This is a genomic window from Pseudomonas sp. BP8 (assembly GCF_017875955.1).
In the GTDB taxonomy this organism is placed as follows: domain Bacteria; phylum Pseudomonadota; class Gammaproteobacteria; order Pseudomonadales; family Pseudomonadaceae; genus Aquipseudomonas.
Genome location: NZ_JAGINK010000001.1, coordinates 2,030,293 through 2,045,636, shown reverse-complemented (window position 1 = coordinate 2,045,636; position 15,344 = coordinate 2,030,293). Strand labels below are relative to the sequence as shown.

The 15,344-nt window shown below is 63.5% G+C and carries 20 protein-coding genes; 9 read left to right on the top strand and 11 right to left on the bottom strand.

Annotated elements, in window-relative coordinates:
* Positions 1-143 precede the first annotated feature (143 nt).
* Genes J3B00_RS08990 through J3B00_RS08980 form a run of 3 tightly spaced genes read right to left on the bottom strand, consistent with a single transcriptional unit; the run spans position 144 to position 1,957 of the window.
* Positions 144-665, bottom strand: coding sequence for a DUF2937 family protein (locus J3B00_RS08990; protein WP_209866832.1), 522 nt, complete (start codon positions 663-665; stop codon positions 144-146).
* Positions 666-674: 9 nt separating this feature from the next.
* The gene (locus J3B00_RS08985; RefSeq protein WP_209866830.1) at positions 675-1,448 is read right to left on the bottom strand and encodes a class II glutamine amidotransferase; all 774 of its coding nucleotides are present in this window, start codon (positions 1,446-1,448) and stop codon (positions 675-677) included.
* A gap of 14 nt (positions 1,449-1,462) precedes the next feature.
* Entirely contained in the window at positions 1,463-1,957 is a 495-nt protein-coding gene (locus J3B00_RS08980; protein WP_209866827.1) for an MFS transporter, read from the bottom strand.
* Positions 1,958-2,134: 177 nt separating this feature from the next.
* Here J3B00_RS08980 and J3B00_RS08975 point away from each other — a divergent pair, with 177 nt between their 5' ends.
* Together J3B00_RS08975 and J3B00_RS08970 are read left to right on the top strand one after the other, a co-directional pair.
* Complete coding sequence (locus J3B00_RS08975) at positions 2,135-4,168, top strand: S9 family peptidase (RefSeq protein WP_209866825.1); 2,034 nt, start codon at positions 2,135-2,137, stop codon at positions 4,166-4,168.
* Positions 4,169-4,264: 96 nt separating this feature from the next.
* Positions 4,265-4,732 (top strand): cyclic nucleotide-binding domain-containing protein, encoded by a 468-nt coding sequence (locus J3B00_RS08970; protein ID WP_209866823.1) that lies wholly within the window; start codon positions 4,265-4,267, stop codon positions 4,730-4,732.
* On the opposite strand, the gene J3B00_RS08965 is transcribed toward J3B00_RS08970, so the two are convergent.
* Positions 4,729-5,007, bottom strand: a complete 279-nt coding sequence (locus J3B00_RS08965; RefSeq protein ID WP_209866821.1) for a hypothetical protein — start codon at positions 5,005-5,007, stop codon at positions 4,729-4,731. The genes J3B00_RS08970 and J3B00_RS08965 overlap by 4 nt on opposite strands.
* Before the next feature lie 132 nt (positions 5,008-5,139).
* Between J3B00_RS08965 and J3B00_RS08960 the strand changes: the two genes are divergently transcribed.
* The 3 genes from J3B00_RS08960 (at position 5,140) to J3B00_RS08950 (ending at position 6,495) form a co-directional block, all read left to right on the top strand.
* The gene (locus tag J3B00_RS08960) at positions 5,140-5,505 is read left to right on the top strand and encodes a YajD family HNH nuclease (protein WP_119144066.1); all 366 of its coding nucleotides are present in this window, start codon (positions 5,140-5,142) and stop codon (positions 5,503-5,505) included.
* A 60-nt stretch (positions 5,506-5,565) separates the two neighbouring features.
* The gene (locus tag J3B00_RS08955) at positions 5,566-6,036 is read left to right on the top strand and encodes an RNA methyltransferase (protein ID WP_186555290.1); all 471 of its coding nucleotides are present in this window, start codon (positions 5,566-5,568) and stop codon (positions 6,034-6,036) included.
* Positions 6,037-6,147: 111 nt separating this feature from the next.
* Positions 6,148-6,495 (top strand): DUF2892 domain-containing protein, encoded by a 348-nt coding sequence (locus J3B00_RS08950; protein ID WP_209866819.1) that lies wholly within the window; start codon positions 6,148-6,150, stop codon positions 6,493-6,495.
* Between the two features lie 41 nt (positions 6,496-6,536).
* Here the strand turns inward: J3B00_RS08950 and J3B00_RS08945 are convergent, their stop codons facing one another.
* Together J3B00_RS08945 and J3B00_RS08940 are read right to left on the bottom strand one after the other, a co-directional pair.
* The gene (locus J3B00_RS08945; protein ID WP_209866816.1) at positions 6,537-7,745 is read right to left on the bottom strand and encodes a hypothetical protein; all 1,209 of its coding nucleotides are present in this window, start codon (positions 7,743-7,745) and stop codon (positions 6,537-6,539) included.
* Between the two features lie 41 nt (positions 7,746-7,786).
* A complete protein-coding gene (locus J3B00_RS08940; RefSeq protein ID WP_209866814.1) occupies positions 7,787-8,236 on the bottom strand; it encodes a YcgN family cysteine cluster protein in 450 nt (149 codons plus the stop codon).
* Positions 8,237-8,406: 170 nt separating this feature from the next.
* Between J3B00_RS08940 and J3B00_RS08935 the strand changes: the two genes are divergently transcribed.
* Positions 8,407-9,000, top strand: coding sequence for a nitroreductase family protein (locus J3B00_RS08935; protein WP_209866812.1), 594 nt, complete (start codon positions 8,407-8,409; stop codon positions 8,998-9,000).
* Between the two features lie 33 nt (positions 9,001-9,033).
* Here J3B00_RS08935 and J3B00_RS08930 read toward each other — a convergent pair whose 3' ends face one another.
* The 4 genes from J3B00_RS08930 to J3B00_RS08915 form a co-directional block, all read right to left on the bottom strand.
* A complete protein-coding gene (locus J3B00_RS08930; RefSeq protein ID WP_209866810.1) occupies positions 9,034-9,966 on the bottom strand; it encodes a D-2-hydroxyacid dehydrogenase in 933 nt (310 codons plus the stop codon).
* A gap of 75 nt (positions 9,967-10,041) precedes the next feature.
* Entirely contained in the window at positions 10,042-10,335 is a 294-nt protein-coding gene (locus tag J3B00_RS08925) for a YcgL domain-containing protein (protein WP_209866807.1), read from the bottom strand.
* On the bottom strand, positions 10,335-11,465 hold the full coding sequence (gene rnd, locus J3B00_RS08920) for a ribonuclease D (protein ID WP_209866805.1): 1,131 nt from the start codon (positions 11,463-11,465) through the stop codon (positions 10,335-10,337). Before rnd ends, J3B00_RS08925 begins: the two co-directional genes overlap by 1 nt.
* 102 nt (positions 11,466-11,567) lie before the next feature.
* On the bottom strand, positions 11,568-11,933 hold the full coding sequence (locus J3B00_RS08915; RefSeq protein WP_209866803.1) for a 5-carboxymethyl-2-hydroxymuconate Delta-isomerase: 366 nt from the start codon (positions 11,931-11,933) through the stop codon (positions 11,568-11,570).
* A gap of 116 nt (positions 11,934-12,049) precedes the next feature.
* Between J3B00_RS08915 and J3B00_RS08910 the strand changes: the two genes are divergently transcribed.
* Positions 12,050-12,286 carry a YdcH family protein gene (locus J3B00_RS08910; protein WP_209866800.1) on the top strand — a complete coding sequence of 79 codons (237 nt, stop codon included), beginning with the start codon at positions 12,050-12,052 and terminating at the stop codon, positions 12,284-12,286.
* 80 nt (positions 12,287-12,366) lie between these two features.
* Here the strand turns inward: J3B00_RS08910 and J3B00_RS08905 are convergent, their stop codons facing one another.
* A complete protein-coding gene (locus J3B00_RS08905) occupies positions 12,367-13,548 on the bottom strand; it encodes an aminotransferase class I/II-fold pyridoxal phosphate-dependent enzyme (protein ID WP_209874700.1) in 1,182 nt (393 codons plus the stop codon).
* 161 nt (positions 13,549-13,709) lie between these two features.
* Here J3B00_RS08905 and J3B00_RS08900 point away from each other — a divergent pair, with 161 nt between their 5' ends.
* Entirely contained in the window at positions 13,710-14,168 is a 459-nt protein-coding gene (locus J3B00_RS08900; protein WP_209866799.1) for an Lrp/AsnC family transcriptional regulator, read from the top strand.
* A 168-nt stretch (positions 14,169-14,336) separates the two neighbouring features.
* Entirely contained in the window at positions 14,337-15,341 is a 1,005-nt protein-coding gene (gene moaA / locus J3B00_RS08895; RefSeq protein ID WP_209866797.1) for a GTP 3',8-cyclase MoaA, read from the top strand.
* The last annotated feature ends 3 nt before the right edge of the window (positions 15,342-15,344 follow it).

Below are 15,344 nucleotides of genomic sequence, written 5' to 3'. Positions count from 1 at the left end.
CTACCTTAACGCGCTTGGAGGTATGGCGAACATAGACTCAAGGCCGCTCCCACAGGTCTGCGCTGAACCTGTGTGCGGCCTTGTGTCGCGAAAGGGCTGCAAAGCAGCCCCAGCGGGCTCAAGCCAAAAGAGCAGCCCGCGACCTAGCGCCAGCTCTCTTTGACGATCTTGCGTCGCCCGCCCATGATCACCCAGCCCAACAGCAGCAACAGGCTCTCCACCACGAACGCCAGCAGGAACCCAGTCGCCAGGCCCCAGCCAATCGCCTCGGGCACCAGCAGGATCTGGTAGCTATAGCCCTTGAGCGTCTCGTCACGCAGCTGCGGGTCCGCCTGCACCAGCACGTGCCAGCTCTGGCTCACCCAGGAGCCCTGCATCGCCTGCCACTCTTGCTCAAGCAGCTCGTTACGGATCAGCAGACTCTCGATGCTATTGGCGTCGCTGTTGAACACCGGGTCGTCACTGCTGCGGTAATGCCGCAGCAAGGCTTGCAGGTCGCCATTGAAGAAGCGCTGGGCGGTCTCCTGGAAGCCAGACAACGCCTCGCGCGATTCAAGCACGTGCGCCTCGACCCGCTGGCTGTAGTCCTTGACCACGCCTGGAACCTGGATACCGGCCAGCAGGCCAAAGGTGAACAACAGCAACCGCAGGTAACTTCTGAACATGCCGGGTCCTTAGCTTTGCCCATGGGCGATACATTCGCCATGTCGCCACAATGCCCATTGCCCAGGCAGGTAGCGGTTCCAGGTCTCGTTTTCGGTCAGTGCTTCGGTCGCAATCACCGTGACTACGTCATTAGTGGTGGTTTCAGACTGGAAATCGACGATCACGTCGACATCCTTGAGCCGTGCCGGGCCGAACGGGGCACGTCGGGTAATGTGCACCAGCTTGGTCGAGCAGAAGCAGAACAGCCAGTCGCCATTGCTGAACAGGCAGTTGAAGACCCCCTTGCCGCGATACTCGGCACAGGCTTCGACCAGCACCGGCAGCAACTGTTCGACCTCGACCGGCTCCGGGAAGGCGCTGCGCACGCGGTTGAGCAAGTCGCAGAAGGCCGCTTCGCTGTCGGTATCACCGACCGGTCGGTAGAAGGTGGTTTGCCCGCTGAACTCGGCCAATTGGCCATTGTGCGCAAAACACCAATTGTGCCCCCACAGTTCGCGCATGAACGGGTGGGTATTGGTCAGGCAAACCTTGCCGACATTGGCCTGCCGAATGTGGCCGATGACCACTTCGCTCTTGATCGGATAACGCTGTACCAGGTTGGCCACTTCCGACTCACTGCTCGCCGCCGGATCCTGGAACAGGCGCAGGCCGCGACCTTCATAGAAGCCGATGCCCCAGCCGTCACGGTGCGGGCCGGTCCGGCCGCCACGCTGCATCAGGCCGGTGAAACTGAAGACGATATCGGTGGGGACATTGGCACTCATGCCCAGCAGTTCGCACATGCTCGCGGCTTCCCTTAAAGACGTGGCTCGACCCGACCACGGCCGGGGGCCGCAGGCGGCGGATCGTTGCGGTAGCGGTCATTGCGGTCGGCGGCGACCGGCGCCTCGACCAGCACTTCGTGGTCTTCCTGGGCCTGGCGCTGGGCAGCGGCGGCGGCCAGTTCGCGGCGCTCGCGGGCGCGTTTTTCCAGCGGCCAGCGCAGCAGTACGAAAATCAGGTACAGGGCAAACGCGATCATGCCGTACATGGCCAGGTCGGAAGCGGCGCGCCAGGCGTTGTTGCCGACCTTGAAGGCGATATCCAGGGCACTGATGGCAATGGCCGGGGCGAAGCTCTCCTTGACCGGATCGACGATGGTCGGGGTCAGCAGCAGTACTGCGACGATCACCCGCAGCGGTTCACGCAGCCAACGCCACATCCAGCCAGTGAGTTTGAAGCTCACCAGCAGACAGCCGAGGGCGGCCACGGCATAAAGGCCCCAGGCGAGGGTATAGTCGTTCTCGGTCATGGTGTTCGTGCAAGCCAGGCAAAGAGATGCCTATGATAAACACTTTTAGGCGCAGGCGCCTGTTAAGCCATTAGCCGGACAAGCCCACTCCCACAGGATCACCGCTCCCCCTGTAGGCACGGGCTTGCCCCGCGAAGAGGCCAGCACTGCCGCCCCTTGCCTCGGACGAGACCCCAGATGCCCAATCCACCTATTGCCCAGCCCGCCCCCGGCGACGATCCCTACGCCTGGCTGCAGCAGCGCGACACCCCCGCAGTGCTCGACTACCTGGAGGCCGAAAACGCCTATCAGGAAGCCTGCCTTGCCGAACAGGCGCCGCTGCGTGAACAGCTGTTCGAAGAAATCAAAGGCCGCATCCTCGAAACCGACCTGTCGCTGCCCTCGCCGTGGGGCCCTTGGCTGTATTACACCCGCACCACCGCGGGCGACGAATACCCGCGCCACTACCGCTGCCCCCGCCCTGCCGACGATTCCAACACCGTCGACCAAGGCCGCGAAGAACTGCTGCTCGACCCCAACGCCCTCGCTGCTGGCGGTTTTCTTGCCCTCGGCGCCTTCAACATCAGCCCCGATCACCGTCTGCTGGCCTACAGCCTCGACACCAGTGGTGAAGAAACCTACACCCTGTACGTCAAGGAGCTGGCCAGCGGCAGCGTCACCACCCTGCCCTTCGAGGACTGCGACGGCAGCATGACCTGGGCCAACGACAGCCAGACCCTGCTGTTCGCCGAACTGGACGACACCCACCGCCCTTGGCGCCTGCGCCGCCACACCCTCGGCGAGGCCGACGCGCAGACCGTCTTCGAAGAGCCGGACGGGCGCTTCTTCCTGCACTGCTACCGGGCCAGCTCCGAGCGCCAGCTGATCCTGCTGCTCAACAGCAAGACCACCAGCGAGGCCTGGGTACTCGATGCCGACACCCCGCATGCCGCCTTCAGCTGCCTGGCGCCACGCCAGGAAAACCACGAGTACTACCCCGACCACGGCCAGCTCGACGGTCAATGGCGCTGGTTCATCCGCAGCAACCAGGACGGCATCAACTTCGCCCTGTACCAGGCGCCGGCCGACCAGGTGCCCCGCCGTGAGCAGTGGCAAGCGCTGGTCCCCCACCGCGAAACGACCATGCTCGAAGGCCTGAGCCTGAATGCCAGTGCACTGGCGTTGAGCTTGCGCGAAGGCGGCCTGCCAATCATCGAAGTGCACCCGCAGGGCTTGCCGCCCTACCGCGTCGAGCTGCCAGACGCGGCCTACAGCCTGTATGTGCAGGACAGCCTGGAGTTCGCCAGCACGCGCATCCGCCTGCGTTACGAAGCGCTCAATCGCCCGGCCCAGGTGCGCCAGCTGGAGCTCGCCAGCGGTGCCCAGCAAGTGCTCAAGCAAACACCGGTGCTGGGCGCCTTCGATGCCGACGCGTATGTCAGCCAGCGCCTGTGGGCGACGGCCAAGGACGGCACGCTGATCCCGATCAGCCTGGTTCGCCGCCGTGAAGACCTGGACCAGTGCGTGCCGCTCTACCTCTATGGCTACGGTGCCTACGGCGAAAGCCTCGACCCCTGGTTCTCGCATGCCCGCCTGAGCCTGCTCGAACGCGGCGTGGCCTTCGCCATTGCGCACGTGCGTGGCGGCGGCGAGCTGGGTGAAGCCTGGTACCGCGCTGGCAAGCAGGAGCACAAGCAGAACACCTTCGACGACTTCATCGCCTGCGCCGAGCACCTGATCAGCGAAGGCGTGACCCGCAGCGAGCGCCTGGCGATCAGCGGTGGCAGCGCCGGCGGCCTGCTGATCGGCGCGGTGCTCAACCAGCGGCCGCAACTGTTCCGCTGCGCGATTGCCGAAGTGCCGTTCGTCGATGTACTCAACACCATGCTCGATCCGGACTTGCCGCTGACCGTCACCGAATACGACGAGTGGGGCAATCCCGAGGAGCCCGAGGTGCATGCACGCATCAAGGCCTATGCGCCCTATGAGAACGTCAAGGCTCAAGCCTACCCAGCCATGCTGGTAATCGCCGGCTACAACGATAGCCGCGTGCAGTATTGGGAAGCTGCCAAATGGGTAGCTCGCCTGCGCACGCGCAAGACCGATGACAACCTGTTGTTGCTCAAGACCGAGATGGGCGCCGGCCACGGTGGCATGAGCGGACGCTACCAAGGCCTGCGTGATGTGGCGCTGGAGTATGCGTTCGTGTTCAATGAGCTGGGCGTGGTGTAACCCGCGATGCTTGTTGTCTAACCTGGTGTACGACAACAATTGCGCGTGGGAACTGCGCCCAGTCGCCGTTCCCACGCTATGACCAGAAGAACAACCATGCCTGACCATTCCCAGCTCAATGCCGAAATCCGTGACATGCTCATGGACTGCGGCCTGTTCGACAGCTTGCAACCCTCTGACTTTCAGGCTGTGGCCGGTTATTTCAGCCTGACGCACATGAGCGCAGGCGAAAGCATCTTTGCCGAAGGCGACGCGGGCAGTTTCATGTGCATCCTGCACCGCGGTCAGGTCTCGGTACGCAAGACCGACGGCGCTGGCCAACAGGTGGAAATCGCCACCTTGCGCCGCGGCGCCTTCGGCGAAATGGCCGTGCTCGATGGCGAGCGGCGCTCGGCCAGTTGCATAGCGGCCAGCGAATGCCAGCTGCTGACCCTGGGCAAGGACTCATTGGAAAAAATGCTCAACGAAGCTCCACGCATCGCTGCGCGGATCATCCGCGCCCTGGCCGTGGCCCTGTCCAAACGCCTGCGGATGCAGGATGGCCAGCGCCTGGCGCAGGTCTAGTCATCCTTGGGCGGTGGCCGCGGCGGCGGCTGCTGCATACCGGGCAAGGCCGAATCCTTGGGCGGCCCGGGCAGCGGCATGGGCGGCAGCAACGGGGCTCCCGGCTGGCTGTCGTAGGCCTTGGGTGGCGCGCTGGGGGTGATCTGCGGATACGGCGTGGGCGTGGCAGTGCCCGGTGCGCCAGGCACCGGCGTGGTGATGCGCGGCTGCTGGCCAGCGGCTTCAGCCGTCGGCACGCTAGCCAGGATCAATGCGGCGAGGATCGCATGCAACATCTGCAACCTCCTGTCAGGAATCTCTCTACAGCCTACGCGCATGTTCAGGTTTTTGCCTGTCCGCCTGACCTGCAAGCGCGCTAGACTCAACCCTATAACCGTCATTCGCCTGATTACAAGAAAGGTAACACCATGAGTTCCACCCTCTCCGCCACCGCCCGCCTCGACCGCATCATCGCCGACGCCAAGCGCGACAAGGAAATGGGCTACCGCGACAAGGCCCTGAAGATGTACCCGCACGTGTGTGGACGTTGCGCCCGTGAGTTTGCCGGCAAGCGCCTGTCGGAGCTGACCGTGCATCACCGTGACCACAACCACGACAACAACCCCCAGGACGGTTCCAACTGGGAGCTGCTGTGCCTGTACTGCCACGACAACGAACACTCGCGCTATACCGATCAGCAGTACTTCAGCGAAGGCTCGACCAGTACCCCGAGCATCGCCAAGGCCACCCACAACCCGTTTGCCGGGCTGGCTGGGTTGCTGAAAAAAGACTGACCCCCCGCAGTGGCCGGCAAGCCCGTATAATCGCGTTTTTTTTGCGAAGGGCCCCGGCACGTGGCAAACAAACGGTACAGCTGCATCGGCCTGTTCAACCCCAAATCCCCGGAAAACGTCGGTTCGGTGATGCGTGCGGCGGGATGTTACGGCGTCAATTCGGTGTTCTACACCGGCAAGCGCTACGAGCGCGCACGCGATTTCGTGACCGATACCAAGCGGGTGCATTACGACATCCCGTTGATCGGCATCGACGACCTGCAGCGGATCATCCCCCTCGGTTGCACCCCGGTTGCGGTGGAGCTGGTCGAGGGCGCCCGGCCCCTGCCTGAGTACACCCATCCGGATCGCGCTATTTATATCTTCGGACCGGAAGACGGCACGCTTGATGAAAGTGTGCGGGCTTGGTGTGAGGAGACGATCTACATCCCCACCGAGGGCTGCATGAACCTCGCGGCGACGGTCAATGTGGTGCTGTATGACCGCTTGGCCAAGGGACTGAACACGCGGTCTGGGCCAAAGTTCAAGTAAGGACTGTGAGATTGCTTGTATAGCGGCCAGTGGACGTCCGCCTGGCAAACCGACTGAACGCACGCAACTGGCCCAGGGTCAGCTGCTTACACTTCATGCGGAGACCTTGCCATGCTCGATATTCATTCCTCCTCGCTAGCCAAAGAGCACAATGTTCACGGCCTGGAAAGAGCCAGCTCGTTGGCCGGTGGCGCACTGATGGTCAGCAAGGGGCTGCGTCAGGGTGGCCTGATCGGCCTGCTGAAAGTGGCGGTCGGCGGCATGGCCCTGGCCCGCGGCTTCAGTGGCCATTGCTCGACCAAGGCCTGGTGGTTGCGTCATCGCCAGGAGTACCAGCGCTTGCGCGGCGATATTCAGCGCAGTGCGGCGGAGCTGGAGGTACTCAGGGACAGCGCCGAGGCGGCGACCCGCGGGGTGACGGTGCTGGGTGATGATTCTCTCAGTACCCCGAAAGCCTGAGCCTGCCCTTGGGGCTGCGGTGCAGCCCCGCTTGAGAGCGCCTAGCGCAAGAGCTTGCTTTGCAGCACTTCGGACTCGCGCCCCAATACACTCTCGCTGATCTGGATGAACTCATCAGTATTGACGCTGGGCAAGCGCATCAACCCCCGGGTGACATCATCCAGTGAGCGCTTGTTCTGCGTATACAGGCGAATTTCGCGGTCAAGCGACTGCAACAGCAGCACGCCCCGCGCCACCTGGCCAGGGTCGGCCTGCTTGCCACGCAGCCGGGTAACCTTGGCGCCCTGCTTGTGCATGCGCGCTTGCCAGGCCTCGTAGCGGTCATCACTCACACCACCGGCACGGCGCAGCAGTTCGGTCGCGTAGTAATCGGTCAGGCTTTCACTTATCCAGTCACTGCCATCGCGATCATTGATCTGGGCAAATAGCTGTACCAGCTCACGCAACAGCGGACTGCTGCCGGCCTCGCTGATCAGCGGCCGGTTGGCGTGCAGGAACAGCGAATTGCGCCCCGGCAACACCCCCCGCCACATTTCGTCGCGCGCGCCCACCAGCAACAACTTGGGTGGATTACGCGGGAACACCGCTTGCAGTTGCGGCCAGACAAACGTCAACAAGGTCAGGGTGTCCATGCGCCGCATGCCCTGCCCTTGCGGCGCTGCCACCGTCACTTCGGTTTCGCCCAGGCGGGCGCGACGGCTGCCGAGGTTGCCGGCCAGCACCCAGCCAGTCGGCCGGTCGAACAGCCGCGAGACGTTATCAATGCGGAACTTCTGCTTGCCGATACGCGGCCAGGCGGTCTCAACGCTCTTCCAGCCCGCTGGCAGCTCGAAGGCCAGCCGCGCGACCAGCTCGGTGCCGTCCTGCTGATCGAGGCGCGCGGGCGGAACCAGTTGATCACCACGGAACACCGCCCACTGCGGGGTTATCCGGCTTTCATAGGCGCCGCCATGGGGTTTCTGCTCGAGCTGCACGCGGTAGCTGAGGCTGGTCTTGCCCGCCGCAGGCCGCCAGACGCCGCGCTCGCCCTGCTGTTGCCACTGACCGTCGGCCTGGAACCCGCTATAGACGCCCTGTTTGCCCAGCGCGAAGTCCAGGCTGCGCACCACGCTGCCGTCGGCCAGGGTCAGGCGCACCTCAGCCTGACCGCTCGCGGGGAGCAAGCGCACCTGGTAGTCGAGATCGACCTTCTTGGCCCAGGCTGGCGAGCAGAGCGCAAGCGCGAGGGCCAACAGCAGAGGGCGACGCATACAGAAACTCCTTGTTCAGCAGAGGCGGTAGGCCGGCGGGATCAGCCGGCGCGGAAAATCAGGTGGTCTTCCCAGTCGTCTTCGTCCACGTCGTTTTCGCTGAGCATGCGCCCGGACTGGGAGATGCGCTGCTCATGCACCTGCGTGCGATCGCCACAGACCAGATGGTGCCAGGCCGGCAGGTCCTTGCCCTCGCTGACCAGACGATAGCCGCAGGTCGGCGGCAACCACTTGAACTCATCGGCCTTGCCCGGCGTGAGCTGGATGCAGTCTGGCACGTGCTTGAAGCGGTTGGGATAGTCACTGCACTGGCAGCTGTCGAGGTCGAGCAACTTGCAGGCGATGCGTGTGTAGTAGACGCTGTTGTCGTCTTCGTCCTCGAGCTTCTGCAGGCAGCACATGCCGCAGCCGTCGCAGAGTGATTCCCACTCTTGCGCACTGAGCTGGTCAAGGGTCTTGCGCCGCCAGAAAGGCGCGGTGTCAGCCATCATCACACGGTTTCCTGCATCTATGCTTTATCGTTGGCGCGCGGCACCGGCGTTTATCCACGGTGCGCGGCGGCGCCAGTCTAGAGCCTGGCCTTGGGCAAAGCCAGACCGCTTGTCAGTGCTGGCCAGACGCAGTAGCGTGCGGGGTTTAGCCAACCTCAGCAGGAACCCGCATGAGCGCCAATCCACGCGTTGCCGACTACGCCATCAACGAGCAGTTCATCAATCGCTGGTCGCCACGGGCGTTCAGCCCCGAGCCGATCAGCGAAGAAACCCTGCTGAGCTTCCTCGAAGCCGCACGCTGGGCGCCTTCGGCGTTCAATTCGCAGCCGTGGCGCTTTCTTTATGCCCGCCGCGACACGCCGAGCTGGGAGCGTTACCTGGAGTTGCTGGTGCCGTTCAACCGCAGCTGGGCACAGCAGGCTTCGGCGCTGGTGCTGGTGATGTCCAAGACTACCTTTACCGCGCCCGGCGCCAGTGAAGAAACTCCGGCCCTGTGGCACACCTTCGATACTGGCTCGGCCTGGGGCCATCTGGCGTTGCAGGCGAGCATCAGTGGCTGGCACACCCACGGCATGGCCGGGTTCGACCAGGAGCTGGCCCGCAAGGAACTGAAGATTCCCGAGGGCTACGTCCTGCATGCCATGGTTGCGATCGGCAAGCTGGGTGACAAGGCGAGCCTGGCCGAGGGCCTGCAAGCGCGTGAAGTACCGAGCCCGCGTCGACCGCTGAGCGAATTGGTCGCCGAGGGCGATTTCAGCCTGTAAACCGCCTGGGGCCGCGCAGCGGCCCCAGCGATCTCAATAGCCGCGCTGAAAATCCACTTCACCGCGCAACGCTTGCCCCGCCGCGAACTCGCGAACATTCTCGACAAACAAGCGCACCATCGCCACAGGCGAGGTCGGCGCCGAGCTGTGCCCGGTCAACAGCAGCCCCCAGGCCGTCCAGAACGGATGACGCGCAGGCAACGGCTCTTGCCGGCAGACGTCGATCACCGCGCCAGCCAGATGCCCCTGTTTCAATGCCTCGACCAGGTCGGCATCGACCACCGCCACCCCGCGCCCGGCATTGATGAACAACGCACTGGGCTTGAAGCGCTGGAACAGCGCGGCGTCATACAGATCGTGGGTCGCCGGCGTATCCGGCAGCAGATTGAGCACATAGTCCGCCTGCCCGACCATCTGCGGCAGTTGATCCAAACCGGCCACCTCGACGAACGGTGCCTGTGCGCGCGCCGTGCTGGCAACACCACGCAGGACCACCCCGAACGGCACAAGGAACTCGGCAACCCGTTGGCCGATATCACCGGTGCCGACGATCAGCACCTGGCGGCCCTCCAGGGTCCGCCCGGGGCGATCATCCCAGCGCCGCTCGACCTGGCTGACCAACCGCGACAACACATCGCGCTCATGGCCCAGCATGTAGGTCAGCATGTATTCGGCCATCACCTGGCCAAAAATGCCCACCGCACGGGTCAGCCGGTAATCGCGCGGCAAGCCCTCGCCGAGCAATGGCGTGATGCCGGCCCAGGTCGACTGCACCCACTGCGGCTTGTGCCCTTGGCGCAGCAGGCTGGCCAGCAGGTCGGGCTGGCCCAGCCACACCGGGCACTGCGGCGCCAGGCGGGCCAGCTCGGCCGAATCACCGCTGGTGAGGATCTCCAGCTCCGGGGCCGCCTCAGCCAGCAAGCCAGCATAATTGGCATGATCCTGTTCAGCGATCAGTACACGCATCTCGAAGACAACCTTGGCAAAAGCAGAGGCGACCCGACGCCGGATCGCTTGGCAGAGGATGGGCGACGCGCGGCGTCAGACCGGGTCGTTACGGCGCAGCAGTTCTTCGGGCAGGTGCTCGATGTACTCGTCTTCAAGCGGCGGCATCTGCAGGTGATAGCCCTGGTTTTCGAGGTTCTCCAGGACTTTGGCAATGTCTTCGCGGGCCAGCTGGCGCTCGGGCGTCAGCACCAGGTCGAAGGCGTGCACGGGCTTGCCGAAGGCTGGCAACAGCCCCTCTGGTACGCGCTCCAGGCCATCGGCCTTGAGCACATAGAGGTACATTTCGTTCTTGCGTGGGCTCTTGTAGATCGAACAGATACGTTTCATCAGGATTCTCCGGCACCTGCCAGATCATCCAGCAGCGCCTGGCCCATACGCTCACGGCGCCAGCCGCGCAGCGAATCGGGCAATTGATAGGGACCCTTGGGGTAGCCGCTCTTGAGCAGGGCTTCGAGGGTCTTCTTGCGCAGCATCAGCTCCGGGGCAATGCCCAATCGCTCGCCTTCGGCCTGGCCGACCGTACGCAGGCGCTTGAGTACGGCCGAGGCTTCGATCGGCAACGGCTCGGGCAATGCCTGCGGGTACTGCTCGGCTGGCACGCTACCGGCCTTTTTGATCAGCTTGAGCAGGAATTCGCCGTCCTGGCGGATGGTGCGCGGATGCATGTCGTCGATCTTGGCCAGCGCCGAGAGATTGTCCGGCTGGGTCTTGGCCATCGGCCACAGCGAATGCTCGCGCAGCACCCGGTTGCGCGGCACATCCCGGTTGCGCGCTTCGCGCTCGCGCCAGGCGCACAGCTCGCGCAGCACGGCCAGTTGCTGGCGCGACAGCTTCCAGCCCAGCTTGACGTCGCGATAGAGGGTCTCGGGTTCGACTTCACGACGCATCTGCGCCACCAGTTCGGCGCCGTCTTCCAGCACCCAGGCGTACTTGTCGTCTGACAGCCGCGGGCGCAACGCAATGAACAACTCGGCCAGGTGCACGGCATCTTCGGCGGCGTAGCTGACCTGGGTGTCGGAGAGCGGCCGCTGCAACCAGTCGGAGCGGGTCTCGCCCTTGGGCAGTTCCAGCCCGAGCACGTCCTGCACCAGGCGCGAGTAGCCCATCGAGAAACCGATGTTCAGGTAGCCCGCAGCCAACTGCGTGTCGAACAGCGGCTGCGGCAGCTTGCCGGTCAGGCGCAACAGCACTTCGAGGTCTTCGCTGCAGGCGTGCACGACCTTGACCACGCTGCTGTCTTCGAGCAGTTCGGCCAGCGGCTGCCAGGCGTTGATCAGCAAGGGATCGATAAGGAAGGCCTTCTGCCCGTCACCTACCTGGAGCAGGCCGGCTTTCGGATAGAAGGTGTCAACCCGCATAAATTCGGTGTCGAGCGCTACGAAGGGCAGTTCGCGCCAGGTCCGGCAGTGTTCGGCCAGGCTCTGGTCGTCACGGATCCAGTGTATTTCGATGGCCACGAGGCTCTCCCACAATCATTGGCGCGCAGTATATACGGCGCGGGCTCTGCGCGCGCAACCTGGCGACCATCGCCTCGATTGTGGGCTTGCCGCAGGGCTTGATCAGCCAGGCAAACTGAGTTTGGCGTACGGCGCACGGTCGATATCCAGGATCTCGACGGCCAACTGGATATCCAGGCCGGCCTGCGCGGGGATGGCCTCTTGCAGCACTTCGAGCAAGCGCGACGACAACTGCTGCTTCACTTCTGCCGAACGGCCGCTGAGGATCGCCAGGCGCACATGGGCAAATGCGCGCTCGGCGGGCGAAGTGCCGACCCGGTACTTGGCGAACGCTTGCGCGCGGCTCTTGATGTCCCGTTCTTCGCCAAACTGACCGCTGGCAAACAAGGCGTGGTTCAAACGCAACAGCAGCACATCGACGTTCAGCTCAGGCAGGTTGTCGCTGTATTCCAGGTTCATGTGAGGCATGCGCGGGTTTCCGGGTTGTAGGATGACTCGACAGACTACCCCACTCCCCCACAGCAGCAAAGGCGGCTATCCTCAAGATTCAACGCCTTTCGCCAACCCCTGAAAGAGGTGAAGAAATGCCCGTACCGCATGATCTGCTCGCTGACTTGCACATTACCGCCGAGGAATTCCAGAAACGGATCGACAAGGATCCGGCACTGCACAAATTACACAAGGAATATAACGGCAAGGACAAGGAGGTGGTGGCCGCTGAAGGCAATGCCAGCACCGATGACGCGGTGACCCGCCTGCGCAAGGAACGCCTGCTGATCAAGGACAAGATCGAACGGCTCGTGCATCCGGCCAAGACCTGAACATTACTCTGACAACGCGCTGCCAGAGCTGACGCTATCGCGGGGAGCGTGGTCTGGCCCCGCGATAGCGTCAGTTAAATTCATCGGGCTGCCGACGCCTGCAACGCGCTCTCCAGGTCGTCGATCAAGTCGCGGTAATCCTCGATCCCCAACGACAACCGCAGCAGGTTCTCGCTGATGCCCATGACGCCTTTCTGCTCCGGGCTCAGCGAGTTGTGCGACATGGTCCAGGAGTGGTTGATCATGCTCTCGACACCGCCCAGCGAATCGGCCAGGACAAAGATCGACAGCGCCTCCACCAGCCGATTGACCGCCGCCCGATCACCGTTGATGCGCATCGCCACCACCGCGCCACCGGTACGCATCTGCTGCGTGCACAGCGCATGCTGGGGATGGCTGGGCAAGCCTGGGTAGTAGACCTGCTCGACCTGCGGATGGCTTTCGAGGTACTGCGCCACACGCAGGGCGTTGGCGCTCTGGCGCTCCATGCGTACGTCGAGGGTCTTCAGCCCGCGCAGGGCCAGGTAGCAATCGAACGGCCCCTGAATCGCGCCCACAGCCATGCTGATCTTGCGCAGGCGCGCCAGCAGCGCGTCAGTGGCAGCAACCACGACGCCGCCGGTCAAGTCGGAATGGCCGCCAATGTATTTGCTCGCCGAGTGCATCACCAGGTCTACACCTAGCGTGATCGGCTGCTGGTTCCACGGTGAACAGAAGGTATTGTCGATGCAGGTGAGGATGCCGCGCTCACGCGCCAGCGCGCTGACCGCCTTGATATCGACCAGGTGCAGCAGCGGGTTGGTCGGCGACTCGATCCAGATCAGTTGGGTTTCCGGGCGAATGGCCGCCGCGACCGCGTCCAGATCGTTGAGGTCGACATAGCTGGTGGTCAGCCCGGAGGTACGCCCGCGGTAGTCTTCCAGCAGGCGGAAGGTGCCGCCGTAGACGCCGTTCATCACCACCACATGGGCATCCTTGGAGAGCAGCTCAAGCACAGTGGCGGTGGCGCTGACCCCCGAGGCACAAGCGACTGCGCCAACGCCCTCTTCAAGGGCCGCTACACACGTCTCGTAGGCATGCCGGGTGGGGTTGCTGACGCGGCTGTAGGCGTATTCCGGGTGATCGTCCAGGCCGCGCTTGCTGAATGAGCTGGAGGTGACGATGGCCGGGAAGATGGCGTTGTCGGCAACGCTGGATTGCTCCCCAGCGTGAATGGTGCGGGTGGCGAAGTTGCGCGGCTTGTCGGACATGATCGGGCCCATGGACGGGAAAGGAAACGGGTGGGTGTGCGCCACTATCGCATATCCGACGACTGCCGGCTGGCAGCAGAACATCCTTGTCGGTTTCCCTGGCCAGGTATTCTCTGCATGCTCCGCCTGGGCTAATCTCGAGGAAATTTTTCTGCAAGCAGCCAGCCGCCGATATGGACAGTTTCGACCAGCACATCCTCACCCTGCTCCAGCGCGACGCCTCGCTGTCCCTCAAGGACTTGGCCGAAGCCGTCAACCTCACCACCACGCCCTGCTGGAAGCGGGTCAAGCGTCTTGAGGAAGACGGTTATATCCGCGGCCGCGTAGCGCTGCTCGACCCGCATAAGCTGGGCTTGGGCCTGACCGTGTTTGTCCAGCTCAAGACCCAGCGGCATGACAGTGCCTGGCTTGAGCAGTTTGCGGCGACGGTGAGCGGCTTCGAGGAAGTGATGGAGTTTTATCGGATGTCGGGCGACTGGGATTACATGCTGCGGGTGGTGGTGGGCGACATCGCGGCGTATGACCGCTTCTACAAGAAGCTGATCACGAGTACCGATGGGCTGTCGAACATCACCTCGAGTTTTGCCATGGAGCAGATGAAGTACACCACCGCCTACCCAGTGCACCGCTGATCAGTGCCGCCCTCCTCGCCGGGCAAGCCCTTGATAACCGTGCTTTGCAGCGGTGATAGAGGAGACTGATCAACTGAGCGGGGAAAGCAATTTGACGCAGCCCCCCGCAGGTTATAGCTTGGACTCATGTGCGGCGATTTGTCCGCCCCCAACCATTCGAGTGCGACTGTGGAACACACTGCCCAGGCCCTGATCGACGGCTTCAACCGAAGAATCGACTACCTGCGCATGTCGGTCACCGACCGCTGTGACTTCCGTTGTGTCTATTGCATGGCCGAAGACATGCAGTTCTTGCCGCGCCAGCAGATCCTCAGCCTCGAAGAGCTGTACCAGGTGGCCGAGCGCTTCGTTGCCCTGGGCACCCGCAAAATTCGCCTTACCGGTGGCGAGCCGCTGGTTCGCCAGGGCATCGTCGATTTGTGCGGGCGCATTGCCGCCCTGCCCGGCCTGCGCGAACTGTGCCTGACCAGCAATGGCTCGCAACTGGGCCGCCTTGCGCAACCGTTGTTCGACGCCGGCGTCAGCCGCCTGAATATCAGCCTCGACAGCCTCGACGCCGACCTGTTCCGGCAACTCACTCGCACCGGCGATCTGCACCAGGTGATTGCCGGCATCGACGCCGCGCGGCGCGCAGGGTTTCGCCGGACCAAGCTCAACTGCGTGGTGCTCAAGGGCCGCAACGACGGCGAACTGGTTGACCTGGTGCGCTTTGCCATCGACCGCGAGCTGGACATTTCCTTCATCGAAGAAATGCCGCTGGGGGTCATCAGCGAGCACCAGCGCGGCGAGTCGTACTGTTCAAGCGATGAGGTCCGCGAACGTCTCGCCGCCCATTTCAGCCTGATCGAGTCGGCCGAATCCTCCCAGGGCCCGGCCCGTTACTGGCGCCTGGCCGAGGCGCCGCAAACGCGGGTTGGCTTCATTTCGCCGCACAGCCACAACTTCTGCGCCACCTGTAACCGCGTGCGCCTGACCGTTGAAGGGCGCTTGCTGCTGTGCCTGGGCAACGAGCATTCGCTGGACCTCAAACAGGTACTGCGGGCCCACCCTGGCGACAGTGACCGCCTGGAAAAAGCCATCCGCGAGGCGGTGCAGCTCAAGCCCTATCGTCACCACTTCGAGGTGGGCGGCGACGTGCAGATCCTGCGCTTCATGAACATGACCGGCGGCTGATCG

What these genes read in the sequence shown, in the direction of transcription:
- J3B00_RS08960 (WP_119144066.1), top strand. Translation starts at nt 5,140, where the DNA reads ATGAGTTCCACCCTCTCCGCCACCGCCCGCCTCGACCGCATCATCGCC.
- J3B00_RS08970 (WP_209866823.1), top strand. Translation starts at nt 4,265, where the DNA reads ATGCCTGACCATTCCCAGCTCAATGCCGAAATCCGTGACATGCTCATG.
- J3B00_RS08935 (WP_209866812.1), top strand. Translation starts at nt 8,407, where the DNA reads ATGAGCGCCAATCCACGCGTTGCCGACTACGCCATCAACGAGCAGTTC.
- J3B00_RS08900 (WP_209866799.1), top strand. Translation starts at nt 13,710, where the DNA reads ATGGACAGTTTCGACCAGCACATCCTCACCCTGCTCCAGCGCGACGCC.
- J3B00_RS08925 (WP_209866807.1), bottom strand. Translation starts at nt 10,335, where the DNA reads ATGAAACGTATCTGTTCGATCTACAAGAGCCCACGCAAGAACGAAATG.
- J3B00_RS08965 (WP_209866821.1), bottom strand. Translation starts at nt 5,007, where the DNA reads ATGTTGCATGCGATCCTCGCCGCATTGATCCTGGCTAGCGTGCCGACG.
- J3B00_RS08945 (WP_209866816.1), bottom strand. Translation starts at nt 7,745, where the DNA reads ATGCGTCGCCCTCTGCTGTTGGCCCTCGCGCTTGCGCTCTGCTCGCCA.
- J3B00_RS08950 (WP_209866819.1), top strand. Translation starts at nt 6,148, where the DNA reads ATGCTCGATATTCATTCCTCCTCGCTAGCCAAAGAGCACAATGTTCAC.
- J3B00_RS08985 (WP_209866830.1), bottom strand. Translation starts at nt 1,448, where the DNA reads ATGTGCGAACTGCTGGGCATGAGTGCCAATGTCCCCACCGATATCGTC.
- J3B00_RS08975 (WP_209866825.1), top strand. Translation starts at nt 2,135, where the DNA reads ATGCCCAATCCACCTATTGCCCAGCCCGCCCCCGGCGACGATCCCTAC.
- J3B00_RS08930 (WP_209866810.1), bottom strand. Translation starts at nt 9,966, where the DNA reads ATGCGTGTACTGATCGCTGAACAGGATCATGCCAATTATGCTGGCTTG.
- J3B00_RS08980 (WP_209866827.1), bottom strand. Translation starts at nt 1,957, where the DNA reads ATGACCGAGAACGACTATACCCTCGCCTGGGGCCTTTATGCCGTGGCC.
- J3B00_RS08940 (WP_209866814.1), bottom strand. Translation starts at nt 8,236, where the DNA reads ATGATGGCTGACACCGCGCCTTTCTGGCGGCGCAAGACCCTTGACCAG.
- J3B00_RS08910 (WP_209866800.1), top strand. Translation starts at nt 12,050, where the DNA reads ATGCCCGTACCGCATGATCTGCTCGCTGACTTGCACATTACCGCCGAG.
- J3B00_RS08990 (WP_209866832.1), bottom strand. Translation starts at nt 665, where the DNA reads ATGTTCAGAAGTTACCTGCGGTTGCTGTTGTTCACCTTTGGCCTGCTG.
- J3B00_RS08905 (WP_209874700.1), bottom strand. Translation starts at nt 13,548, where the DNA reads ATGGGCCCGATCATGTCCGACAAGCCGCGCAACTTCGCCACCCGCACC.
- J3B00_RS08915 (WP_209866803.1), bottom strand. Translation starts at nt 11,933, where the DNA reads ATGCCTCACATGAACCTGGAATACAGCGACAACCTGCCTGAGCTGAAC.